A 20,852-nucleotide genomic window follows, 5' to 3' on the forward strand; every position below is an offset into this window, starting at 1 on the left:
AAGTAAGGAAACCGATTTCAGAATTCTAGCATCGGCGAAATGAGGACTCAATCTATCAAGAACGTAGTACATTTTGCAAATATAAAAAGATGAAGGTTGATTGGCTATGGCGAAGGAAACACTGAGCAATTCGGCATACTTAGAAACGTTGGTTGCAAGGTTGCTTAATGAATGTAAAGGAAAGGATAAAATATACATATATGGCGCTGGGGCCAGGGGGCGCTATTTAGAGGGGTTTTTATCGGAAAACGGGATAAAAATCAAGGCTTTTGTTGAAACTTGTATTTCGAATACAAATGAAATAAAGGGCATACCTGTTATTTCTGTCGATGAGTCGGATCGCAATTATTTCTACTTCTTGTGTGCTTCAATGAGATACATTGAGGATATAAAAGCACAGATTCATAAGCGTGGTTGCAAGAATTACTATGTTGTTGATGAGAATACTGTATTAGCAGTAAAAGCGCGGACTCATTATGTAAAACCGTCAACTATAAGAAGGGGAAGCAAATACGTATTACTATATCATTCAGTTTTACCAAGTGCTGATAATGATTATTGGAATATAACTGTAACTAAGGAAAACTTCGAGGAACAGATAAGATATCTTGCGGATAATTATCACATAGGAAGATTTGATGAGGAGTGGGAAACTGATGATGAACCATCGGTGGTCATTACATTTGATGATGGTTATGCTAATAATTATAAATTCGCATTTCCTATTCTGAAAAAATACCATGTTCCTGCAACAATTTTTGTCTGTACTGAGAATATAGATACAAAATGTAAATTTTGGTTTGACAAATTATCTGAGCTTGATTTGAAAGAAAACACAAAGGAGATACATGGAACATTAAGAAAAAGTAGTAGTGTACAGAGAGAACAATTTTTCAAGAATTTTCCTAGGCAATTTTTGGCAGATGAAACGTGTAGAATACTTTCATCAAATGAAATAGTGGAACTAGTTGATTCAGGACTGGTATCATTAGGTGCGCATACTGTAACGCATCCTTCGTTGATGTTTCAATCTAAAGAAGACCAGTTTTTTGAATTGAATGAATCCAGGAATAGACTTGAAATAATTACAGGGAAAGAAGTGCTCACGTTCTCGTACCCTTTTGGGGGGAGAAATATAGATTACGATAATACAACAATAAAAATAGTAGGCGAATGCGGATATAAAAAGGCTGCGTCAGCTTTTGCGGGAATACATTATGCTGGCGACGATTTGTATCAAATACCAAGGAATTCTCAGCGAAATTGTTCGTTACCAGATTTTATTCATAACATGGATGCTAACTGGTCTATTTATAGTTGACAAAGTGTTCTCGCGAGGAGCAGTTTTATGGATTTAAATGAATTTGAGCAAATAATAAGTAAAGAAGAACATGTAATAGTTTTTGGGTATGGTGACTTTGGAATTTGGATGATTGGTTATTTGAGAGAGCGATTCCCAAACATTTCTGTTGAGGCTTGCGATAACGACAAAGAGAAATGTGGGAAATTTGACGGAGTAAGGGTAACTTCTGTATCAGAAGCAGTAAATCTATATAAAGAATCACTATTTGTTTTGTCTGCTGTATACCGAAAAAAAGATATGACAAGTCAGCTTGAATCACTAGGAGTAGAAGATAGAAGAATAATAGTTGATTTGCCCGAGGAATTGGAGACAAAAAAAAGATGGTTCAAAGAACAATATAGGATAACTCCAATGGAAGCGTTCCATTTTGATGTTGATATTGCGAGGCATTGCAACTTAAATTGCCGTAGTTGTGCGCACTTTTCGCCTTTATCAGGAGAAGAGTATTATGATTGTATTCAGTTTGAAAATGATGTTACGAGGTTAGGCGAACTATTTGATCATAAAGCATGGAGAATTCAAATCCTTGGAGGAGAACCGCTTTTAAATAAGAATGTATGCAAGTATTTGGAAGTAGCAAGAAAAGAGTTTCCTCAAGCACTTATTCTTTTGATAACAAACGGTATTTTGCTTGACAATATGGAGGAAGCGTTTTGGGACGTTTGTAAAAGAAATAGCATAGTCATTTCTATGACACGTTATCCAATACGTGTAAAGTACGATGAACTATGCAATTTCATGGATAATAAAGGTGTTTCTTACAGGTACTATGGAAGCTATGGTGGAAAAGGAGAAAAAGAAGAGTTTACTTTATATCCGTTAGATTTAGATGGAAAGCAGAATGCCGAGGACAATTTTAGAAACTGTATTCTGGCAAATAGATGTATAAATTTAAAAAAAGGTAGACTTTTTACGTGTTCGACAATACCTAATATAGATATTTTTAATAAGTATTATGGCCTTGAACTTCCAGTATCTGATGACGATTCTATAGATATTTATCATGCGTGTTCAAGTAAAGAAATTACGGAATTTCTTTCTAGACCGGTTCCTTTTTGCAGCTATTGCGATGTGAAGAACAGAAGATCGCAAGTGTTTGGAATATCTAAGAAGGACATAAGAGAGTGGACTATTTGAATCCAGGGAGGTTTTTTGTGAAAGAGAAAGCCATTGTTTTCGGTGTTGGAAACTACTTTGAGTCAAAGAAAGAAGCTATTCTAAGAAAATATGATATTGTTCTTTTTATTGATAACAGGGTAAAACCAGGGCAACTAGATGTTGAAAAAGATGGAGTAGCAGTTAGAAATCCGGCAGATATTTGCATGTGTTCCCATATCCCAGTGTTGATAATGTCAGTAAAGTTTTTTGAAATGTGGAGTGATTTGAAAGGTTTGGGGATAGATGATAGTAGGATAAGGTTTGGATTGGCTTTTGCCCCCCAATATAACCGGTTTGAAGAAATCATTAAGGATGAAGGATATGTTTTTTATGCTGAGAAAGCACAAATAATAATTCGAAATAATGAAAGAGCATTTAATATATGTACTCAGGAAGAGTTAAACGAATCTATTAGGGAGATATATAAGGATTATTTTCCAGAAATTAGTTACATACAGAAACTTCCTTTGCGCCCTGTAAGTGAAAGATATGGAATGGAATTAGGAACTGCAATAGATCGCGTTTACATAGAAAAGTTTTTGCAAAAGAATGCTGACTGTATCGTTGGTGATATCGGGGAGTTTGCTTCTGATAATTATATAAAGAGATTCTCTAGCAGGATTGATAATAAATATATTTTCCATGTAAATGGATGGGGAGACAATGTAATACAGGCTGATTTTTCAAAGGCAGAAGACGTTTCGGAGAATCTGTTAGATTGCCTTATTTGCACTCAAACAATTCAGTTCATTTTTGAAATAGATAAGGCTGTATCAAACATATACCGAGTTTTAAAGAAGGGAGGTACAGCACTCGTTACAGGGCATGGCTTAGCGCAATTATCCCTGTATGACTACAGAAATTGGGGAGAATATTGGAGATTTACGAATATGTCTATGAAGAAATTGTTTGAACAATCTTTTGGGAAAGGAAATGTAGATGTAATCACCTATGGAAATGCCAAAACTGCAGCTGCAATGATATTTGGATTATGTGCGGAAAGCCTGGATTTATCAGACTTTGATTATGATGATATGCAGTATCCTGTGGTTGTTGGTGCTGTATGTAGGAAAGTGTAATAAGTATTGTCAATCCGAAAGGAATGGATATAGTAAATGACAAGGCCTTTTTTTAGTGTAATCATAACTGCGTATAATGTTGGTATGTACATTTGCTGCTGTATCGAAAGTGTCATACATCAGACTTTCGACAATATTGAAATGATTATCGTTGATGACGGATCAGATGATGATACATTTGAAAAATGTGAAAAATATGCTCTTCTTGATTCAAGGATTAAGATAATAAAAAAGAATAATGGAGGTGTGTGTAGCGCCAGAAAAGCGGGGATTATAGAGGCATCTGGAGATTATGTTATATTTGTGGATGGCGATGATTGGATTGATCGTGACATGTGTGATTGCTATTATCGTGCTATTTCAGATAAGCAACCCGATTTACTCTTGGATAGTTTGGTAAAGGAATATGGTGTCAGGAGTGAAGCAAACAATAATATCATTTTACCTGGATATTATGATGAAAGAAGTATGGAAATGTCAGTACTATCCAGCATGATGTTTACGGGGAATTTCTATGAAAAAGGACTTGAAAGCTATATTTGCGCAAAAGCTGTTAGAAAGGACATTATAAAACAAGTAGCAAATAGTATTTATTCGACTATTTCATTTGGTGAAGGTGGTTTGTGGCTTTATTCTGCGATACTAGCTTCAAAATCGATGATAATCATAAATGAAAAGAAATATCATTACAGAATGAGATCCGATTCGATGACAATGACATCATTTCCTAATCGCGAAGAGATATGTCAATTGTACGATAATTTACTTTGTAACATATGTAAAGCACAAAGGACAACCAAGAGTTTGATTAATCAATTGGATTACATGACTCTATATTGGGTTTTATTCAAAGATATCGATTGGATTAGAGATAAGGAAATGATTAGTCCGTTTTGCTCAATTGGAAGAGATAGCAAAATTGCTATATACGGCGCGTGGAGATATGGAAGGTCTCTATACAAATATATAACCGAAAACAAATTGGCTGATGTGGTTCTACTTGTTGATAGAAACTATGCTTTATGTAGTGACGATAATTATGTGGTGAGTCCACCGAGTATGTTATTGAGTGTCCAATATGATTATATTGTTGTTGGGACAATGGTTTATTCTTCATTAAGCAGCATTTTGGAAGCACTACATGGAATGGGCATTGAGGATAAAGCATTATATTTTAAGGCTGATGAATTATCTTTTCATAATCTACCAGAAGAAATAATACGTATCAAAGAAAAGTATATTAGATAGAGAGAGGTATGTATGATAGGAGTTGAGGAATTAAAAAGTACGTGCCTGCAAGAAAAATACTATATATATGGAAATGGAAATGTAGGAACGCGTTTATTGAAATGTTTTCGTGAATTTGGATATGACAAGTGTTTTTTGGGATTTATAGTTTCCGGGTATATAGAAGATAGTAGCACTGAAAATGTGTATAGTGTGTTTGATATCTCGTTAGACAAGGGTGCAATAGTACTTATAGCAGTTCATGATATCTATGTGGATGAAATAGTAGAAAACATAAAAAAAGTTGGCTTTAAAAGATGGGAATGGATTTACCCGGTTATGTTCGAACTAGAACATGGCATTCCTGAAAAGACAGATGTTCAAGTGTCTGTGAAGTTATTAGTATCAAAAATGGATTTTGTGTATATGTTGGCAGTTTATTTTTTAACAATTGATGAGGTGTGTGGAAATAATACTATTGGTATTAGATGTCATGAAAGAATGCTTTCACAAGAAACCAATATGATTACTGCGCAAAAGAGAACCAAAGCATTCTGTGATTCGATAAAAGAACGTGGAAATAATCATTCATATTCGCATATTAAGGTTAATCAGGATATGAATTATTGTTTTGATGGGAATCATCGAATGATGACTGCATATTATTTTAAAGAACGGTTCGTTTTCTGTGATCTGTACCGCGCAAACGAAGCGAGGAAGAGTGCTATGAGACCTATATTTGGAAAAACAGAAAAAGAAGTTTTCGAGACACATGCTGAAGGAGAAGCAATACTGATAACAAATACCATGAGAAAACTTAAAAAGGCGAATGATGAATGAAATGGAACGAATAAAGCTTTCGGTAGTTATGCCGATATATAACGCTGAATCATATCTAGACGAGTCATTAGGCTCATTGATAAATCAAACGGAAACGAATTTTGAAGTTATATGTGTTGATGATGGATCAACTGACGGTAGTGCTAGCATTTTGAAAAAGTATGCTGAAAATGACCGCCGGTTTAGAATTATCTTCCAGAAGAATCAAAGCGCTGGAGCTGCAAGAAATGCTGGAGTCAAAGTTGCTAAAGGAGAGTATATCCTTTTTTTGGATTCAGATGATGTATTTGAATCGGAACTGATAAAGAAGGCATATGAAGCAGCCAAAAGAAGAGATGTAGAAATTTTGATTTTTGGTGCTGATTCATTTTCGTTTTATGACCGTAATGATGTAAAGGCGTCGCCATATTTATTGATGACTGGAGAAATGGATGAGGAATCAAAAGCACAAGGCATTTTATCTGACGCTGACAGGACTAATAAGATCTTTCGAATAACTAATACGACAGTTTGGAATAAACTATTTAAGAGAGATTTCATAGAGCGAAATAAATTGACATTTCAGAGCATATATGTAGTTAATGCGATGCAATTTGTTATGCTTGCATTGATGGAAGCAAAAAGTATTGGCTATTTAGATGAAGTTTTGGTTCATTACAGGACAAATAATCCCAATAGTACTGTAGGACAATATGATAAGAATCCTGTTGGAATATATGAGGCTTTATATGCTGTTCATGAGGAAATGATAAAGAGAAATCTCATGGAATTATATTTTGAAGTATTTAACGAATACGCTCAGAATAGGATTGCTAATAGCTTTGGGACTATGAGGTCATATGAAGGAAAAAAAGAATTATTTAAAGTGTTACGAGAAGGCGGGTTAAATAAACTCGGAATTAATAGCAGGAATATTGTAGAACCTATTGTAAGGTCAATGCTAGATATAGATTTTGAAACTTATCTAGTGACTGCCGTGGATTTTTGGGAAGAAACTGGAATTCTTTCAAAGAGACGATATATCATACCTGATATCAATAATCTGTCTGACAGATTTGGTAGCAGAGTAGTTGTATATGGTGCAGGGCTTGTAGGGAAAACAGTCTTTACACAGGTTCTAAATTCTAATCAGCTAAAGCTGATTGCATGGGTGGACAAACGATCTGAGCAGCTTGGATATCTCGTAAAAAATCCTGACGAAATGCAAAATGAGGATTATGATGTCGTAATAATAGCAGTTAAGCATCAGGCTGAGGCTGAAAGAATCAAACAGTATCTGATAGAGATAGGGGTTTCATCACAAAAAATTATTTGGGAAAAACCTGTTATGATATGAACTTTTATTACACTTTGGCAGGGAACTATAAGGCAGGGTAACATATGAAAGATGTTTGCATTTTTGGAGCCGGTGAATGGGGAAGAATTGCTAAGGATTATTTTAAGCAGTTTTGTAATATATTATGTTTTATCGATAATGATAAATCATTGTGGGGAGAAAAGGTAGATGGAATTGATATTAATAGCCCCGATTACTTAAAAGGTGTTGATTGTAATGTAGTTATAGCTAACAAGAGATTTTTTAAGGAGATATGTAAACAGCTTAAAGAAGAATATGGAATTGATAAAGTAACAGTATTTGAAGTAGATATCAGAAACATATATATATGTGATGGTAATAATGATGAAACAGACGTAGATACAGTTGTAGTTCGATTTAAGGGAGGGCTGGGCAATCAGATGTTTATCTACGCCGTATACACATATTATATGGAACATGGCATAAGAGTAAAAGCAGATTTATCTCCATACATCAATCCAAAGGAAAGAACCTTTGTTTTGGATAAAGTTTTTCCTGGTATTAGCATAGACTCGTACAAGTATAACTATAATACGAATGATTTTCGCTATAAGGAACCGAAGAATATTGAAACAGACTTTGTTTTCAATAAGAGATTGTTGGAAATTAAAAATGGGTTTGTAGACGGATATTTTCAGTCATACAAATATGCTGATTTGGTAAAAAATTCATTGATAGAAAAATTTCAATTTCGGAACCCGGACAAGTCTTTTAATAGTTTCGTTCTATCATTAGATGATGATGAAACAGTTGGAGTACATGTTAGGCGGGGGGATTATTTGTTGGCATCACACAGAAACTTGGGGAATGCCTATTCAAGTGAATACTATTTTGACGCTATAAAAATAATAAGGGAAAGAATAAGTAACCCCAAATTTGTGGTGGTTTCTGATGACATAGATTGGGTGAAAAATAATTTTACTCTTTCTGACATTATATTTGTTGATAGAAATAATTTTGAAGTATATGAGGATTGGTATGATATGTACCTTCTGAGCAAATGTAGGCATAATATTATCGCAAATAGTTCCTTTAGTTGGTGGGGGGCATGGTTAAACAATAATAAAGACAAAATTGTGATAGCCCCCAAAAGGTGGATGGTAGGAAAAAAAGAAGTAATGAAAGATATTTGTCCTCCAGAGTGGATAAGAATTTGAAGATTACAAATCCGGAATTTGAGATGAGAAGTGCACTATATGGGGAGACGGTAATATAAGGAATGGCCCTTTGAGTATGGATAGAATAATTCTTTTTGGAACTGGAAAAACTGGAATTGCTGCATTGAAACTTGTTGGAAAAGAAAATGTTATTAGTTTTTGCGACAATAGGACAGAAAAAAAATATATAGAAGGAATAATTGTAAGAAGTTTCGAAGATACTATGAGAGATTATCATGGCGAAACTATTGTTATCACCGCAACCACAGCACAAAGTGTGTATGAAATAACTAGACAACTCTCTGAAGCAAGGGTTAATTATACTTTGTTAGATCATTTTGCGGAGAGATATATTCGATTGGATGGTGAAAAATATAACACATTAAATGATACAAGATGTACCTTTCAATATAAAAAAGAGAACGAGTATCTGGTGTATAGAGATAAAGGAAAAGATGCTGGAACACTGGGGAGTTATTTTTGGCAAGATTTATGGGCTGCAAAACATATTTTTGAGCATAAACCCAGAGAACATTTTGATATTGGATCTCGTGTAGATGGTTTTATAGCACATTTGCTTTCATTTGGACAAAAGGTTAAGCAAATTGATATAAGACCACTAAAGAGTGAAATAGAAGGGTGGGAGTTTATACAAGCTGATGCAACTCTTTTGGATGAAATACAGGATAAGAGCATAGAGAGTTTATCAGCATTGTGCTCCTTAGAACATTTTGGGCTTGGAAGATATGGTGATGATATAGATCCGGAGGCGTGTTTCAAGTGTTTTAAAGCGATACAAAGGAAACTGACAACTGGAGGAGTAGCTTATATTTCTGTACCAATAAGTGGAAAAGAGCATTTAGAGTTTAATGCACATAGAGTGTTTAATCCGCGGACTATAGTAGATGAGTTCAATGAACTGTCTCTTGTAGAATTCTCAGCAGCGGAAAATGGTCAATACTACGAAAACATTGATTTGAATCATTTCAACGATTATGACAAAATTGGTGGAAAATTATTTGGTTTATTTAGGTTTGTAAAACGATGACGTGGAGAAGATGAAAACAAAGACTATCGTAATGTATTTGCCTCAGTTTCATAGGACACAAGATAATGACAAGTGGTGGGGAGAAGGTTTTACAGAGTGGACTGCGGTCAGAGATGCTGAACCATTGTTTGAAGGGCATCGTCAACCAAGAGTGCCAGAAGGACAAAACTACTATAATCTGTTAGACAAAACCACTTTACAACGTCAGGCTGAGCTGATGAAGAATTACGGCATTGATGGTGCATGTTTTTATCATTATTATTTCAAGGCAGGCAGAATGACTCTAGAAAAACCTGCAGAGAATCTGCTTAAGTGGAAAGACATAGATATGCCGTTTTGTTTTTCCTGGGCTAATGACAGGTGGGCTAGAACTTGGAGTAAAATATCAGGGAATTCCTGGGCTGATAAATACGAAATAGCTAATGCAGATGAACCTGAGGTTTTGCTGGAACAGAAATACGGAAGAGAAACTGAATGGAAAGCTCACTTTGAGTATCTGCTTCCGTTTTTTATGGATGACAGGTATATACGAATAGAAGATAAGCCAGTGTTCCTTTTTCACTCTCCAGAGGCGATATCGTGCTTATATGCAATGATCGAATACTGGAGAAAATTGGCTAAAGATTGTGGCATGAAAGGATTATACCTCATATCTGTTGAATCCAACTATTCGATAAAAGGAACTGATGCAGCTCTCTATTTGGCGCCACATAGGTTTTGGAAGATTTTAGAAACAGACAGAACAAATGGTGTCTTACGCCCTGATTTTGATGAAATATGGAAGAATATATTGAGTACTAAAACGCAATATGGGAGAAAAACTTTCTTTGGGGCAGTAGCTGACTGCGATGATACACCCCGACGAGGGGTCAATGGTGTATCTATTAAGGGTTATTCTTCTCGTAAATTTGAGGAATATATGACGGCTTTATACAAAAAAAGTCAAAACCTTGGCAATGAATTAGTGTTCATAAACGCATGGAATGAATGGGGAGAGGGAATGTATCTTGAACCGGACGAGCATGAAGGCTATGCAAAGCTTATGGCTGTTAAAAATGCGCAGGAGCACGCTCTGGAACAATTAAAAATCGATGATGTGAAACTAAAAGAAAGCGATTTTGTAACGCCGGTAATAACAGAAGACAAGGTGGTAAAAAGGTATAGATTAAATGCATTGTGTTTTGAAAAATGGGTTTCCTTATTGGAAAACAATACGAGTATCGCCTCCTTTTTACTAAAAAATGAAATTAAACATGTTGCTATATATGGCATGGGAGCTATAGGCAAACACATGATCAATGAATTACGTGGATCTGAAGTGCAAATCGATTACATCATAGATCAGCGTTATATGAAAAATTCCCCTGAGCACAGAATTGTTTCGCCGGAATCTGACCTCCAAGAGGTAGATGCCATAATAGTTACATCTTTGTGGGATTACGAAAACATATATGAGAAACTTAGAAGTAAATGTGATTACAGAATAATTTCGGCTATGGAATTAGTAGATGAGTTGTGTTGAATAAACATCAGGTACAAATATGAAGGTGAAAAAAGTATTATATATCGTCCATGAAAGTGGATTGGGAGGAGCTAATCGTTCGCTAATTGATTATCTTCATGTGGTAGACAAACTCGTCTGCCCAATTGTTGTTTTGCCTTCGAATGGACCGGCCGAAGTTCGATTAAGACAACTTGGAATTAGATACTTTGTCATTCCATTTAAAAATGGGTATGGAAGGATTGGAGAGTATTCTGAACGAGACATAGCATGTAACTTCATTGACAACTACGAGGCAGCAAAGCAGTTGGCTTCAGTTGTTGAGCTTGAAGGAATAGATATAATTCATTCTAATTCAAGCGTGATCAATGTTGGAGCGATGGCTTCTGCTATGACGAACGTTCCACATATATGGCATGTAAGAGAGTTTATGGAAGAGGACTTTGGGTGGGAGCATTGGGACAAGGATCTGAAAAAGAGATTGTTATCATGCACTAGTGAAGTAGTGAGCATCTCAGATGCTGTTAGGATTGACTTCGAAGGAAAATATGGCTTTGAATCATGTAGGATTTATGACGGGATTGATGTAAAGTGTACGGATAAGAATTTAAAGCAAGATAATAATAGTTTTCTATTTGCTGGTAGTATTTCTGAGAATAAAGGGCAGATGGATGCGGTGTTGGCAATGAACGAACTGGTAAAAAGTGGGGGTGATGCCAAACTCTATATTATCGGTAACGGTAATGCTCAAGTAAAATGGGTCATAAAAAGATTTATAAAATATAATGGTCTGGAAAAGAATATTGAACTAATTGCATATTGCGATGATTTGTCTGAATGGCGTGAAAGATGCGCGTTTTCCATTACCGGATCAAAGATGGAGGCTCTTGGCAGAGTAACAGTTGAAGCTATGGCAGATGGTCTTATTCCCATAGGAACCGATATGGGAGGAACCGCTGAGCTAATTGGAGAAGATGGTGGTAGAGGGTTCTTATATGAATATGGAAATTATTATCAACTAGCCCAAAAAATGATCTCTGCAATAAATTTATCAACTGAAGATAAACGCGCCATAACATTTCGTATGAAGAAGTATGTCAAAGATACATTTTGCACGAATGAATATGCAAGAAAGCTGAATGAGGTATATGACAGGATTGCACTGAAAGACGTGAAAAACGACGAAAGACTAGAACTGCACAAATACCTTAAAGAAAGATATTTATCATTGAGGACTAAATACACTCCAAAAGTTGGTGATGAAAGAAACTATTCCATTTTAAGAAAACAGATCAAGCAAAAACTGACAATAATCATTGAGTATTGTAAAGAAAATGACATTAAGAAGGTTGCTATTTATGGAATGGGAGATGTTGGGTGTGCTCTTTATGATGCATTTGATGTCAACGGTATTAGAATAGTTGGTGTAATGGATCGGTCACAAAAGTATCTAGGGATTGTGGTAAACGTTATAAAGCTAGGCGATGATTTGAAGGATGTTGACTGTGTTTTTGTGACAACAATAAAGGATGAACTAAAGATGGTTGAGCAATTGAGACAGACATATAGCGTAAGGGTTTTTGGGGTTTTGTCGCTGTGCGAAGGTAAATAACGATGATAAGAGCTATTGTTTGGGGACTTGGTAAAGAATATAACAGATATTTCAATCTACTCCAATACCATGAAATGACAGGAAATCTGCATGTTGTGGGTGTTACAGCGAATAGCAATGAATATGCAGTGTGTGGTGATTATCAGTTTGTTCCTCCAAATAGTATTAATGGAAACAAATATGACGTGATAATTGTTACTAGCGCCAAGAATTATAAGGGTATAGTAGAAAACGGAAAGAAGCTGGGCATTTCAGATGAATTGTTCATTCCGGTTCAGGTACTTGAGATTCCCAAGATAGATTTGAACAAGTATTTGCGCTTAAAGAGGAGTAGATTGTCAATTATATCCCAGAACTGTTGGGGTGGATTGGCTTATCACTACTTGGGACTACAATTCACATCACCGTTCATTAATATGTCGGTTTCTGAAGATGACATGCTTAAGCTCATGACTAATCTTAAACAATATATGGATTACGATGTACGGTATAAAACCAAGATATACAATGAGACTTTGGGACGATACTATCCGGTAGGAACCATAGGGGATGTTAAACTAAATTTCATTCATTATACAGATTTTGATGAGGCAGTGAACATCTGGGAAAAAAGAAAGAACAGAATCAACTATGACAACCTTTTGTTTATGGCTTATACAGAGGATGTAAAGTTTGCAGATAGATTTGCTAGGGTTGGTAATTGTAAAAAGATTTGCTTTGTTCCGTTTGAGCATCAATCAGATTGCATATGCTATCTGCCACATAGAGAAAAAGAGAAGCCGTTTTGGAAAATGGTAACCACATCAGCAATTGGGAAGAACTATTGTTATGACATTGTAGATTTGTTGCTTGGAGATGAAAAAGATAATGGCTGATAATGTAGATGGTAATCCAAGTATTTCATTCATAATTCTAGCAAACAATTCTTGAAACTAGGTATGAAAAGCTGTTGGATAGGAGATAAATGGTGCTATGTGTAACGGTAGTGTTACGATAACTTGCATTATTCCAGCATATAATTCAGAACAATGGATTGGAGAATGTCTTGATAGTGCGTTAGAACAGACAAGCGGATTTGATGAAATCATAGTAATTAATGATGGTTCTACTGATCACACAGAGAGTATATGTAAGATATATTGTAGCAATGAAAATAAGATAAGGCTAATATCACATGAAAACAAAAGACAGGGTGCTTGTAGAAATGAAGGAATAAAGTTAGCTAATAGTGAATACATAATGTTTCTTGATTCTGACGATGCATTTGTGCCAGAAACTGTGGAAAAATTAAGGACACTACTACATGATAGACCAGATTGTGTATATTTTGATGCCAAAGTATTTGGCGACATGAATCTTAAGTCATCCGGAGATATATATGATCGGTTGAATACTGACACGATAATCAGTAGTACTGGTAAACAATTCTTTGATGACTATTATCCAAAAGGATTCTTGGCCTCTGCTCCGTTGGCAATTTATAAAAGAGACTTTTTACAAACAAAGGGAATACTATTCCCTGAGAAAATTTTTTATGAGGATAATTTATTTGCTTTTCAATGTGCAATGAAAGCAAATGAGATTATCTATTTTCCGCAAAGATTATATAGGAGAAGGTACCGTAAAGACAGCACTATGACAAGTGCATTTGATACAAATAGATACTGTGATTACTTGGAGTGCGCAAGCCTTATATATAAATATGTGTTATCGATGAAACGAGATTGTATTAGTAAGGCTGTTTTAGATTATGTAATAAGCTGGGCATATGGCTTTGTTGAAAGGTTTATGCAGTTGAAATCCGAAGGCAAAATTGCTGGCCTGGATTATAAGAAAATTGAAGATTTGATTCTTGGCTTTGATAGGATAATCCTTCAGTATTATGAGGGGGGAGACGATAGTAGTGCAATTGAAAAAATACCAGAGTTTCAGATTAGTTCAGTCTATATTAGCCAAGGATTAATAAACAACAGTAGTGTAAAAAAACGATACCAAGACCTGCTAGCTTGGGGTAAGGAGTATTATAGAGGTTTTTTTAATAAATTAGGTATTGGTGTAACTGATGGAGAACAAATTGCTATATATGGAACTGGCAAACATACAAAAGCTATGCTTGATGTATATGAAAAATTAAACGGAAGACCAGCAAATAATGTTGTATTTGTGGATTCTTTTCAAGCAGGAAATTGCTTTAGGGGGGAAGAAATACGTAATACAGGAAATCTTGAAGATGTGTCAAAAATAGTGATATCAGTCAGAAGCAAGGATAGTTACGAAATATATGATAATTTGAAGAGACAATATCCTATGATAAAGATAATAAATCTTTTTGATTTATACCAATACAATTTGTTTAGATATGATGAATATTTATTTAATGAGATGTGATTGGTTAAACAGTATATGCCTAAATCGCTGAAGAGAGTATGCTTCTTTTTACATGACTATTATCAATATGAATAATGGATAAATAATAAAGATTATTTTATTACTGTTTGTTATAATTCCCCAACATGGCTTTTGAACGGTTTTGCTTTTGTATTGACAACGCGACTTTTTTGTTGGATAAAATCAAGCTATTGTGAATACTAATATATGCTTGATTTATATAAGGGAAAGGATGAGAATGCCAAATCTTTCTGTCGTTGTTCCTGTATATAATATTGAAAAATACATAGCTAGGTGTATAGAAAGCATTATTGAACAATCGTTCTGTGATTTTGAATTGATTCTTGTTGATGATGGTTCAACAGATGCGAGCGGAGATATTTGTGATCAATATGCCCGAATGGATTGTCGAGTAAAAGTTTTTCATCAAAACAATCGAGGACTTGTTTCGGCTAGAAAAAAAGGATTGGCTTTAGCCTCTGGGAAATATATAGCCAATGTTGATGGAGATGATTGGATAGATGCTACATTGTTTGAAGATGCCATTGGGGTTCTAGAAAAGGAGAGAACGGATTATATTCAGTTTGGATATTATGAACAATATGAAGATCGTGCTGAAATAATATCCTTTCCCGAAATAAAGACTATTGGGATAAAAAATACAGATGATATTCTTACAGAGTGGTTTGAAAAAGGTTCAGCAAGTGGATTTGGGAGTCAGGTAGTAACTAAGGTTTGTCGCACAGATATATTTAGAGTTGCGTATGGCAATGTTCCGGATAATATGAATAACGGAGAAGACTTTTTTTTCTTCTTATATTTGTTACATGCGGCGTCATCATTCTCGTCAATGAGTTCTTCATATTATCACTATAGGATACGCAATGATTCGTTGTCACATAAAACAGGAATAGATCTTCTTCTGAAAGAAAATGTACTGACGCAGTATTTCAGTGAAGAGGTTAAGAAATTTGAATTGTCTGATTTGAATCCTGCATTGGAAGCTTGGAAGGTGAGAAGGACATTTGTGAATTTTAATAAGATGATGAATTCATGGTTTGGGAATGATTTTTCTATGGCGAAGTATGTTTTTGATATTATTCCTACTATCAGAAACAAGGATATCATTATCTATGGAGCAGGAACTGTAGGTAAGGAGTTATACTTAAGACTTCTGTTATGCGATGATGTGAGAGTAATTGCTTGGGTGGATGCTAATTATAGGGGTAAACAGCTTTCATGTGAGATTGAAACTGTGAGTACTTTAAAAGAGAAAGTCTTTGATTTGGTAGTTGTGGCAATTAAAAACGAAAACACTTATAGATCTATTCGGCAAGAATTGTTGAATATGGGAATATCTGAAGAAAAGATTGTTTGGGCACATCCGATCACATTAGTTGAAAAGTGTTTGGAAATGAACTGATGGAATACTAAGAAGGAAAATTCTAGTGAATATTTCATATAAGAATTGGTGGGACAACGGACAATCAGATAAGTGGTTTAAATCCTTCTTTATGCATTACTTTGGGGACTGTGATAGGGATATAAGATTATACAGCGTTTTTGGAAATCCTGAAGATTTAGATGAACCATTCGATGGGATTAAAATTTTTTATTCTTCAGAGAATCTAGAACCACCAAAGGGAATGCACGCTAAAGAAGCTGTTAAATGGCAGCAGACTTGGATGAATATTTATGATAATTATGCGATGGATAATGTGGATATTTCTTTGGGCTATGGATACCAAAATAATGAAAAGTATTTACGTTTTCCGGCATTTATAAGATTTACTTTTTTACCTGATTCAAATTTGGCATCAATAAGAAAACGCATTGAAGAAATCAATTTAAGGCGAGTGAAGACGGATGCTTCAGGAATTGCTATCGTAGCTAGACACGATCAGACCTGTGTGCGCAGTGAGATATGTGACAGGCTAGAAAAGGAAGGATTTCCAATAACATATGCTGGAAAGTGGCGAAATAACACAGACAAGCTCTGGAACAAATATCATAACCATAAAGTTCTTTTTTTGACAGACTATGAGTTTAATATTTGTTCCGAGAATATGAATGCTGAGGGATATTGTACAGAAAAACTGCATGAATGCTTTCGCGCAGGGACAATACCTATCTATTATGGCTCAGATAACAATCCAGAGCCTGGAATGATCAACCATGATGCCGTGATCTTTTGGGATGATACGGGGAATAATGATAATACTGTGGCATTGGTACAAAAACTGTCCGCTGATAAAAAGGAATTTATGGACTATTGCTCACAAACTAGGTATAGGCCTGAGATGGCGGACTATGTATTTGATACTATGAATGCATTATACGACAAAGTGTCAGCAATTATTTAGAGAGTCTTTTACGGTAGGGTGAGATGATGAAAGCTTTTTTGAAGAGGATAGAACGGGCAGAGTCATTAGTAATATATGGAGTTGGTAAGTATTCGAAAGCAGTAATAGCCTATCTGATTGCTAAGGAGAGAACGGGGAATATTCTTGGATTAACAACAACATCTGCAAATAAGCATGAATCATTGTTTGATATGCCACTTTTGCCTATGGAAGATTTGGAGAAGTCTAATCCTGAACTCCTAGTGGTCGCGATATCTCCGAAAAATGCAACTGAAGTATATCAACGTGTAAATGGGAGATTTAAAGAAGTTCTATATATGTCACGAAATGATTATGACAATATTATTGAATACTTCTGTACGTTACCTATAGTGCAAAACAAGCTCCTTGTAGATTGCTATGACGGGATGGGATACAGATGTAACTGTAAATATATCTGTAAGTACATCATTGATAATAGCATTCCAATACAAATTGTGTGGAAAGTTCGCAGAGAGTATAAGAATAATCTTCCGAAAGAAATAAAGCAGGTAGACGCGGATTCTCCTGAATTCATTATAGAACGATATACCTCTAAAATAATTTTGACTAACGTTGTTTTTTCCAAAATGAGACCTGATCAGTATTCTATATGGACTTGGCATGGAACTGGTCCATTTAAAAAGGCAGGGGCAGCTGCGTTTGAAAGGACAGAGGAAAATGAAAAGAGGTTTAGAAGGACCTATTCAGGAATAGATCTCTTTGTATCTAATTCAGATGATAATACCAAAATGTATAGAGAGGACTTTTACTATAATGGAGAGATTGCAGAATGGGGATATCCTAGAAATGATATTCTTTTCAGTGAGAATAATGAGAATGAGGGGATAAGAAGTTCTTTTGGTATTCCCGAAGGGAAAGGTATCGTACTATATGTCCCGACATTTCGTGAAAATGCCGCTGATTCCTTTTTACATTATGACATGGATATAGATATGCTTCTGGACACCTTGGAAAGAAGATTTGGAAAAGAATTTGTCCTTTTATATCGTTTTCACCATCTTCTGCGTAATTATAAAGAGTGTACTGATTTTTATAATAAAGGGATAAATGTTACTGAATATGAAGATACTCAGGAGTTATTGCTTATATCTGATGTACTTATTACAGATTATTCGTCGATTATGTGGGATTTTTCACTGATGCGTAAGCCTGTTTTTTTGTACCAGAATGATGCTGACGAATATAGCAATGAACGGGGGTTTTACTGGAAACCGGAGGATTGGGGATATCCTATAGCTCACTCCAATGAAGAGATGAGAAGAATAATACTTCAGTATGATGAGATCGCCTATCGGGGGAAGCTAGATGAGCTTTTTTTTAAAGATCATTCGTTTGATGAAGGTAATGCAACGAAAAGAGTTGTGGATAGGATGATCAGTGTTATTGAAGGGGACAATAGTGTGGGAAGGTGATGGGAAGATGTTATATTCTTTTGATGTTTTTGATACGGTTATAACCCGTAAGACAGTTCGTCCAGATGGTATTTTTGCGTTCATGCAGGATGTAGTAATTAATGATGAGACTTTTTCTACAATTCCCAAATATCTTAAAGATAATTTTTTTGATATACGTAGAGACACAGAGAGGTTCATAAGAGAATTATATAAAACTAATGGTATACAAGAAATACACATTGAAGAAATATATGGGAAGATAAAGCAACTGTGGCAGTTGAGCGATGCTACAGTAAAAAAACTAATTGAGCTTGAAATCAAGACTGAGTTAGAAAATGTCCTACCAATCAAGAGGACTATAGATAAAATAATGGATTTAATCAATGAAGGTGGCATGGTTATCTTCATTTCTGATATGTACTTATCAGAAACGACTATTAGGAATATGCTTGAAAAGGCAGATAATAGATTAAACGACATTCCTTTATATGTGTCCTGTGAATATGGGAAAACAAAAGTTTCAGGCGACCTTTATAAGATGGTAGGTGATATATATAAGGTCAATTATGATGAATGGATTCATGAAGGAGATAATCAATTTTCAGACATAGAAGTTCCTGAGAAAATGGGCATACATGTTTGCGAAAGAAGATACAAAAAAATGCTTCCTATAGAGGGTTTTGTGTATCAGGCGCATAGAAGAAATTACCTGGCACAAGTTATTATTGGGGCTGGTGTGAATGCGCGTCTATTTGAAAAAGAAAACTGTTCAGATGCATTTAACTATGGTACAGCACTTCTTCTGCCAATTATATCATCATATTCATCATTTATCCTTGAACAATGTGATTTTAGGGGAATAGATGAGTTGTTTTTTATTGCCAGAGACGGGTATCTTATTAAATACGCCGTGGATAAAATGATACGCGTAAGAGGACGGGATATCAAGACTCATTATATCTATGGGTCTAGAGAGGCATGGAGAATCCCTGCGCTTAGTGAGGATTATTGGAACATCGATTTGCTGGGAGCAAGATCCAGGGGGACAAAGGATGCCAGAATAGAGGATTTTGCTTCTGTTTTTGGAATGACTTATGAGGAGCTATATGACTTTTTGCCTGAAAAATATTGGAATAGAAAAATACTGAGGCCATCAGAAAAGATTGAATTGGCAGATCTGCTTCAAAATGATCATAAGTTTAAAGAGTTTATTCTTAAGAAGAATGCGCGTAACAGAGAACTTGCAAAAAAATATTTGAAACAGGAAATAAAAAGTGATAGCCGAAAGTTTGCTTTTGTCGAGTTTATTGGAGGCGGAAATACGCAGACTGCATTGGCGGAACTTTTGGGGGACGAGTATACTCCCATGACCACTTTTTATTTTAGTACTACAGGAGAATTTTCTAATGATAAGTGTGTATTTCATCAATGCTATCCGGTGAGTATTAGTGCTGTTTGGCAATATGAAATGTTTTTTGTTGCTCCCCACGGACGAACTGTGGGATACAGCGAGAAAGAAGACGGGGAAGTGGTTCCTGTACTAAATGACGAGTATAAAACGCTCAGAGAATACGGGATGGATGATTTTGCAAAGGGCTTTGAGGATGCCTTTGACAATTTGGATCCTTTTATAAATGCTCCGCTTTATTTATGTTTGGATTATTCTGCATATATGTGGAATATAGGTGAGGGGAGACTATGTGATGATGATCTTTTGGGCTTTTACGGAAATATGCCATACGGTATTAGCGGAAGAGAAGAAGAGCTTCCCAAGTACGGAGGCAAACTTACTCATGAAGACTTTATGAGATTGTATGCAATAAGAACCTTTGAAAACTTAAAACTTTTTTATAACGATTGTAACTATGCTGTATCTCGAGAACAAATGTCAACCGAGGATTTTGAGTATATAGAACAGTGCAGAGCGAAGATGTTCGATGAGGAGATTGTACAAATAAGACGTAATTTCTGGAAAAAAATAGGTACTCCCAAAGATAGAATAGCAATGCTTGGGATTCCTGTGGATAAAATTGGAAAGAAAGTAGCAGTATATGGTGCTGGAAAATATGGAAGATCACTAATTGAGGCATTGGACGAATATCCTGATATAGATATTGCCATTTGGGTTGACAAAAAAATGCAGGGAACGGTGATTTATGAACATATGATAAAGCCGGTAGAGGATATTTTTTCTTCTGAATACGATCAGATAATCATAGGGATAATAAAAGAAGAATTAGCAAATGAAGTAGAAAATTATTTGGTCGAACAAGGAGTTCCCAGTACCTTAATTGTGAAAGCAAAAAAGGACTAGCTATTATAA

The 20,852-nt window shown here is 35.3% G+C and carries 16 protein-coding genes; all 16 read left to right on the forward strand.

From position 1 onward, the window contains the following. Positions 1 to 106: 106 nt before the first annotated feature. A complete protein-coding gene (locus BO18_RS32580) occupies positions 107 to 1,321 on the forward strand; it encodes a polysaccharide deacetylase family protein (RefSeq protein WP_051688607.1) in 1,215 nt (404 codons plus the stop codon). A gap of 27 nt (positions 1,322 to 1,348) precedes the next feature. Next, entirely contained in the window at positions 1,349 to 2,500 is a 1,152-nt protein-coding gene (locus BO18_RS09375) for a 4Fe-4S cluster-binding domain-containing protein (RefSeq protein ID WP_051688608.1), read from the forward strand. Between the two features lie 17 nt (positions 2,501 to 2,517). Continuing rightward, entirely contained in the window at positions 2,518 to 3,600 is a 1,083-nt protein-coding gene (locus tag BO18_RS09380) for a class I SAM-dependent methyltransferase (protein WP_034445639.1), read from the forward strand. 36 nt (positions 3,601 to 3,636) lie between these two features. Next, positions 3,637 to 4,848: a glycosyltransferase family 2 protein gene (locus tag BO18_RS09385; RefSeq protein ID WP_034445641.1), complete on the forward strand. Its 1,212-nt coding sequence runs from the start codon at positions 3,637 to 3,639 to the stop codon at positions 4,846 to 4,848. 12 nt (positions 4,849 to 4,860) lie between these two features. Continuing rightward, the gene (locus tag BO18_RS09390) at positions 4,861 to 5,667 is read left to right on the forward strand and encodes a hypothetical protein (RefSeq protein WP_034445643.1); all 807 of its coding nucleotides are present in this window, start codon (positions 4,861 to 4,863) and stop codon (positions 5,665 to 5,667) included. Position 5,668: 1 nt separating this feature from the next. Further along, a complete protein-coding gene (locus tag BO18_RS09395) occupies positions 5,669 to 7,003 on the forward strand; it encodes a glycosyltransferase family 2 protein (RefSeq protein WP_185752387.1) in 1,335 nt (444 codons plus the stop codon). Between the two features lie 44 nt (positions 7,004 to 7,047). Further along, positions 7,048 to 8,181 (forward strand): alpha-1,2-fucosyltransferase, encoded by a 1,134-nt coding sequence (locus tag BO18_RS09400; RefSeq protein WP_034445647.1) that lies wholly within the window; start codon positions 7,048 to 7,050, stop codon positions 8,179 to 8,181. A gap of 76 nt (positions 8,182 to 8,257) precedes the next feature. Then, positions 8,258 to 9,229 carry a DUF268 domain-containing protein gene (locus tag BO18_RS34305; protein WP_051688609.1) on the forward strand — a complete coding sequence of 324 codons (972 nt, stop codon included), beginning with the start codon at positions 8,258 to 8,260 and terminating at the stop codon, positions 9,227 to 9,229. Positions 9,230 to 9,239: 10 nt separating this feature from the next. Continuing rightward, positions 9,240 to 10,751, forward strand: a complete 1,512-nt coding sequence (locus BO18_RS09410; RefSeq protein WP_051688610.1) for a glycoside hydrolase family 99-like domain-containing protein — start codon at positions 9,240 to 9,242, stop codon at positions 10,749 to 10,751. A 19-nt stretch (positions 10,752 to 10,770) separates the two neighbouring features. Beyond that, a complete protein-coding gene (locus BO18_RS09415) occupies positions 10,771 to 12,342 on the forward strand; it encodes a glycosyltransferase (RefSeq protein WP_034445649.1) in 1,572 nt (523 codons plus the stop codon). A gap of 2 nt (positions 12,343 to 12,344) precedes the next feature. After that, positions 12,345 to 13,217 carry a DUF1919 domain-containing protein gene (locus BO18_RS32590; RefSeq protein ID WP_051688611.1) on the forward strand — a complete coding sequence of 291 codons (873 nt, stop codon included), beginning with the start codon at positions 12,345 to 12,347 and terminating at the stop codon, positions 13,215 to 13,217. 97 nt (positions 13,218 to 13,314) lie between these two features. Further along, the gene (locus BO18_RS09425; RefSeq protein ID WP_034445651.1) at positions 13,315 to 14,730 is read left to right on the forward strand and encodes a glycosyltransferase family 2 protein; all 1,416 of its coding nucleotides are present in this window, start codon (positions 13,315 to 13,317) and stop codon (positions 14,728 to 14,730) included. A 238-nt stretch (positions 14,731 to 14,968) separates the two neighbouring features. Beyond that, on the forward strand, positions 14,969 to 16,153 hold the full coding sequence (locus tag BO18_RS32595; protein WP_051688612.1) for a glycosyltransferase family 2 protein: 1,185 nt from the start codon (positions 14,969 to 14,971) through the stop codon (positions 16,151 to 16,153). Between the two features lie 25 nt (positions 16,154 to 16,178). Continuing rightward, positions 16,179 to 17,093: a glycosyltransferase family 10 domain-containing protein gene (locus BO18_RS09435; RefSeq protein WP_034445653.1), complete on the forward strand. Its 915-nt coding sequence runs from the start codon at positions 16,179 to 16,181 to the stop codon at positions 17,091 to 17,093. A gap of 23 nt (positions 17,094 to 17,116) precedes the next feature. Then, positions 17,117 to 18,547 (forward strand): CDP-glycerol glycerophosphotransferase family protein, encoded by a 1,431-nt coding sequence (locus BO18_RS09440; RefSeq protein WP_081860973.1) that lies wholly within the window; start codon positions 17,117 to 17,119, stop codon positions 18,545 to 18,547. Further along, complete coding sequence (locus tag BO18_RS09445; protein WP_034445657.1) at positions 18,534 to 20,843, forward strand: hypothetical protein; 2,310 nt, start codon at positions 18,534 to 18,536, stop codon at positions 20,841 to 20,843. The genes BO18_RS09440 and BO18_RS09445 overlap by 14 nt, the downstream gene beginning before the upstream one ends. Positions 20,844 to 20,852: the final 9 nt, after the last annotated feature.

The sequence above is a fragment of the Butyrivibrio sp. AE2032 genome, from assembly GCF_000702965.1.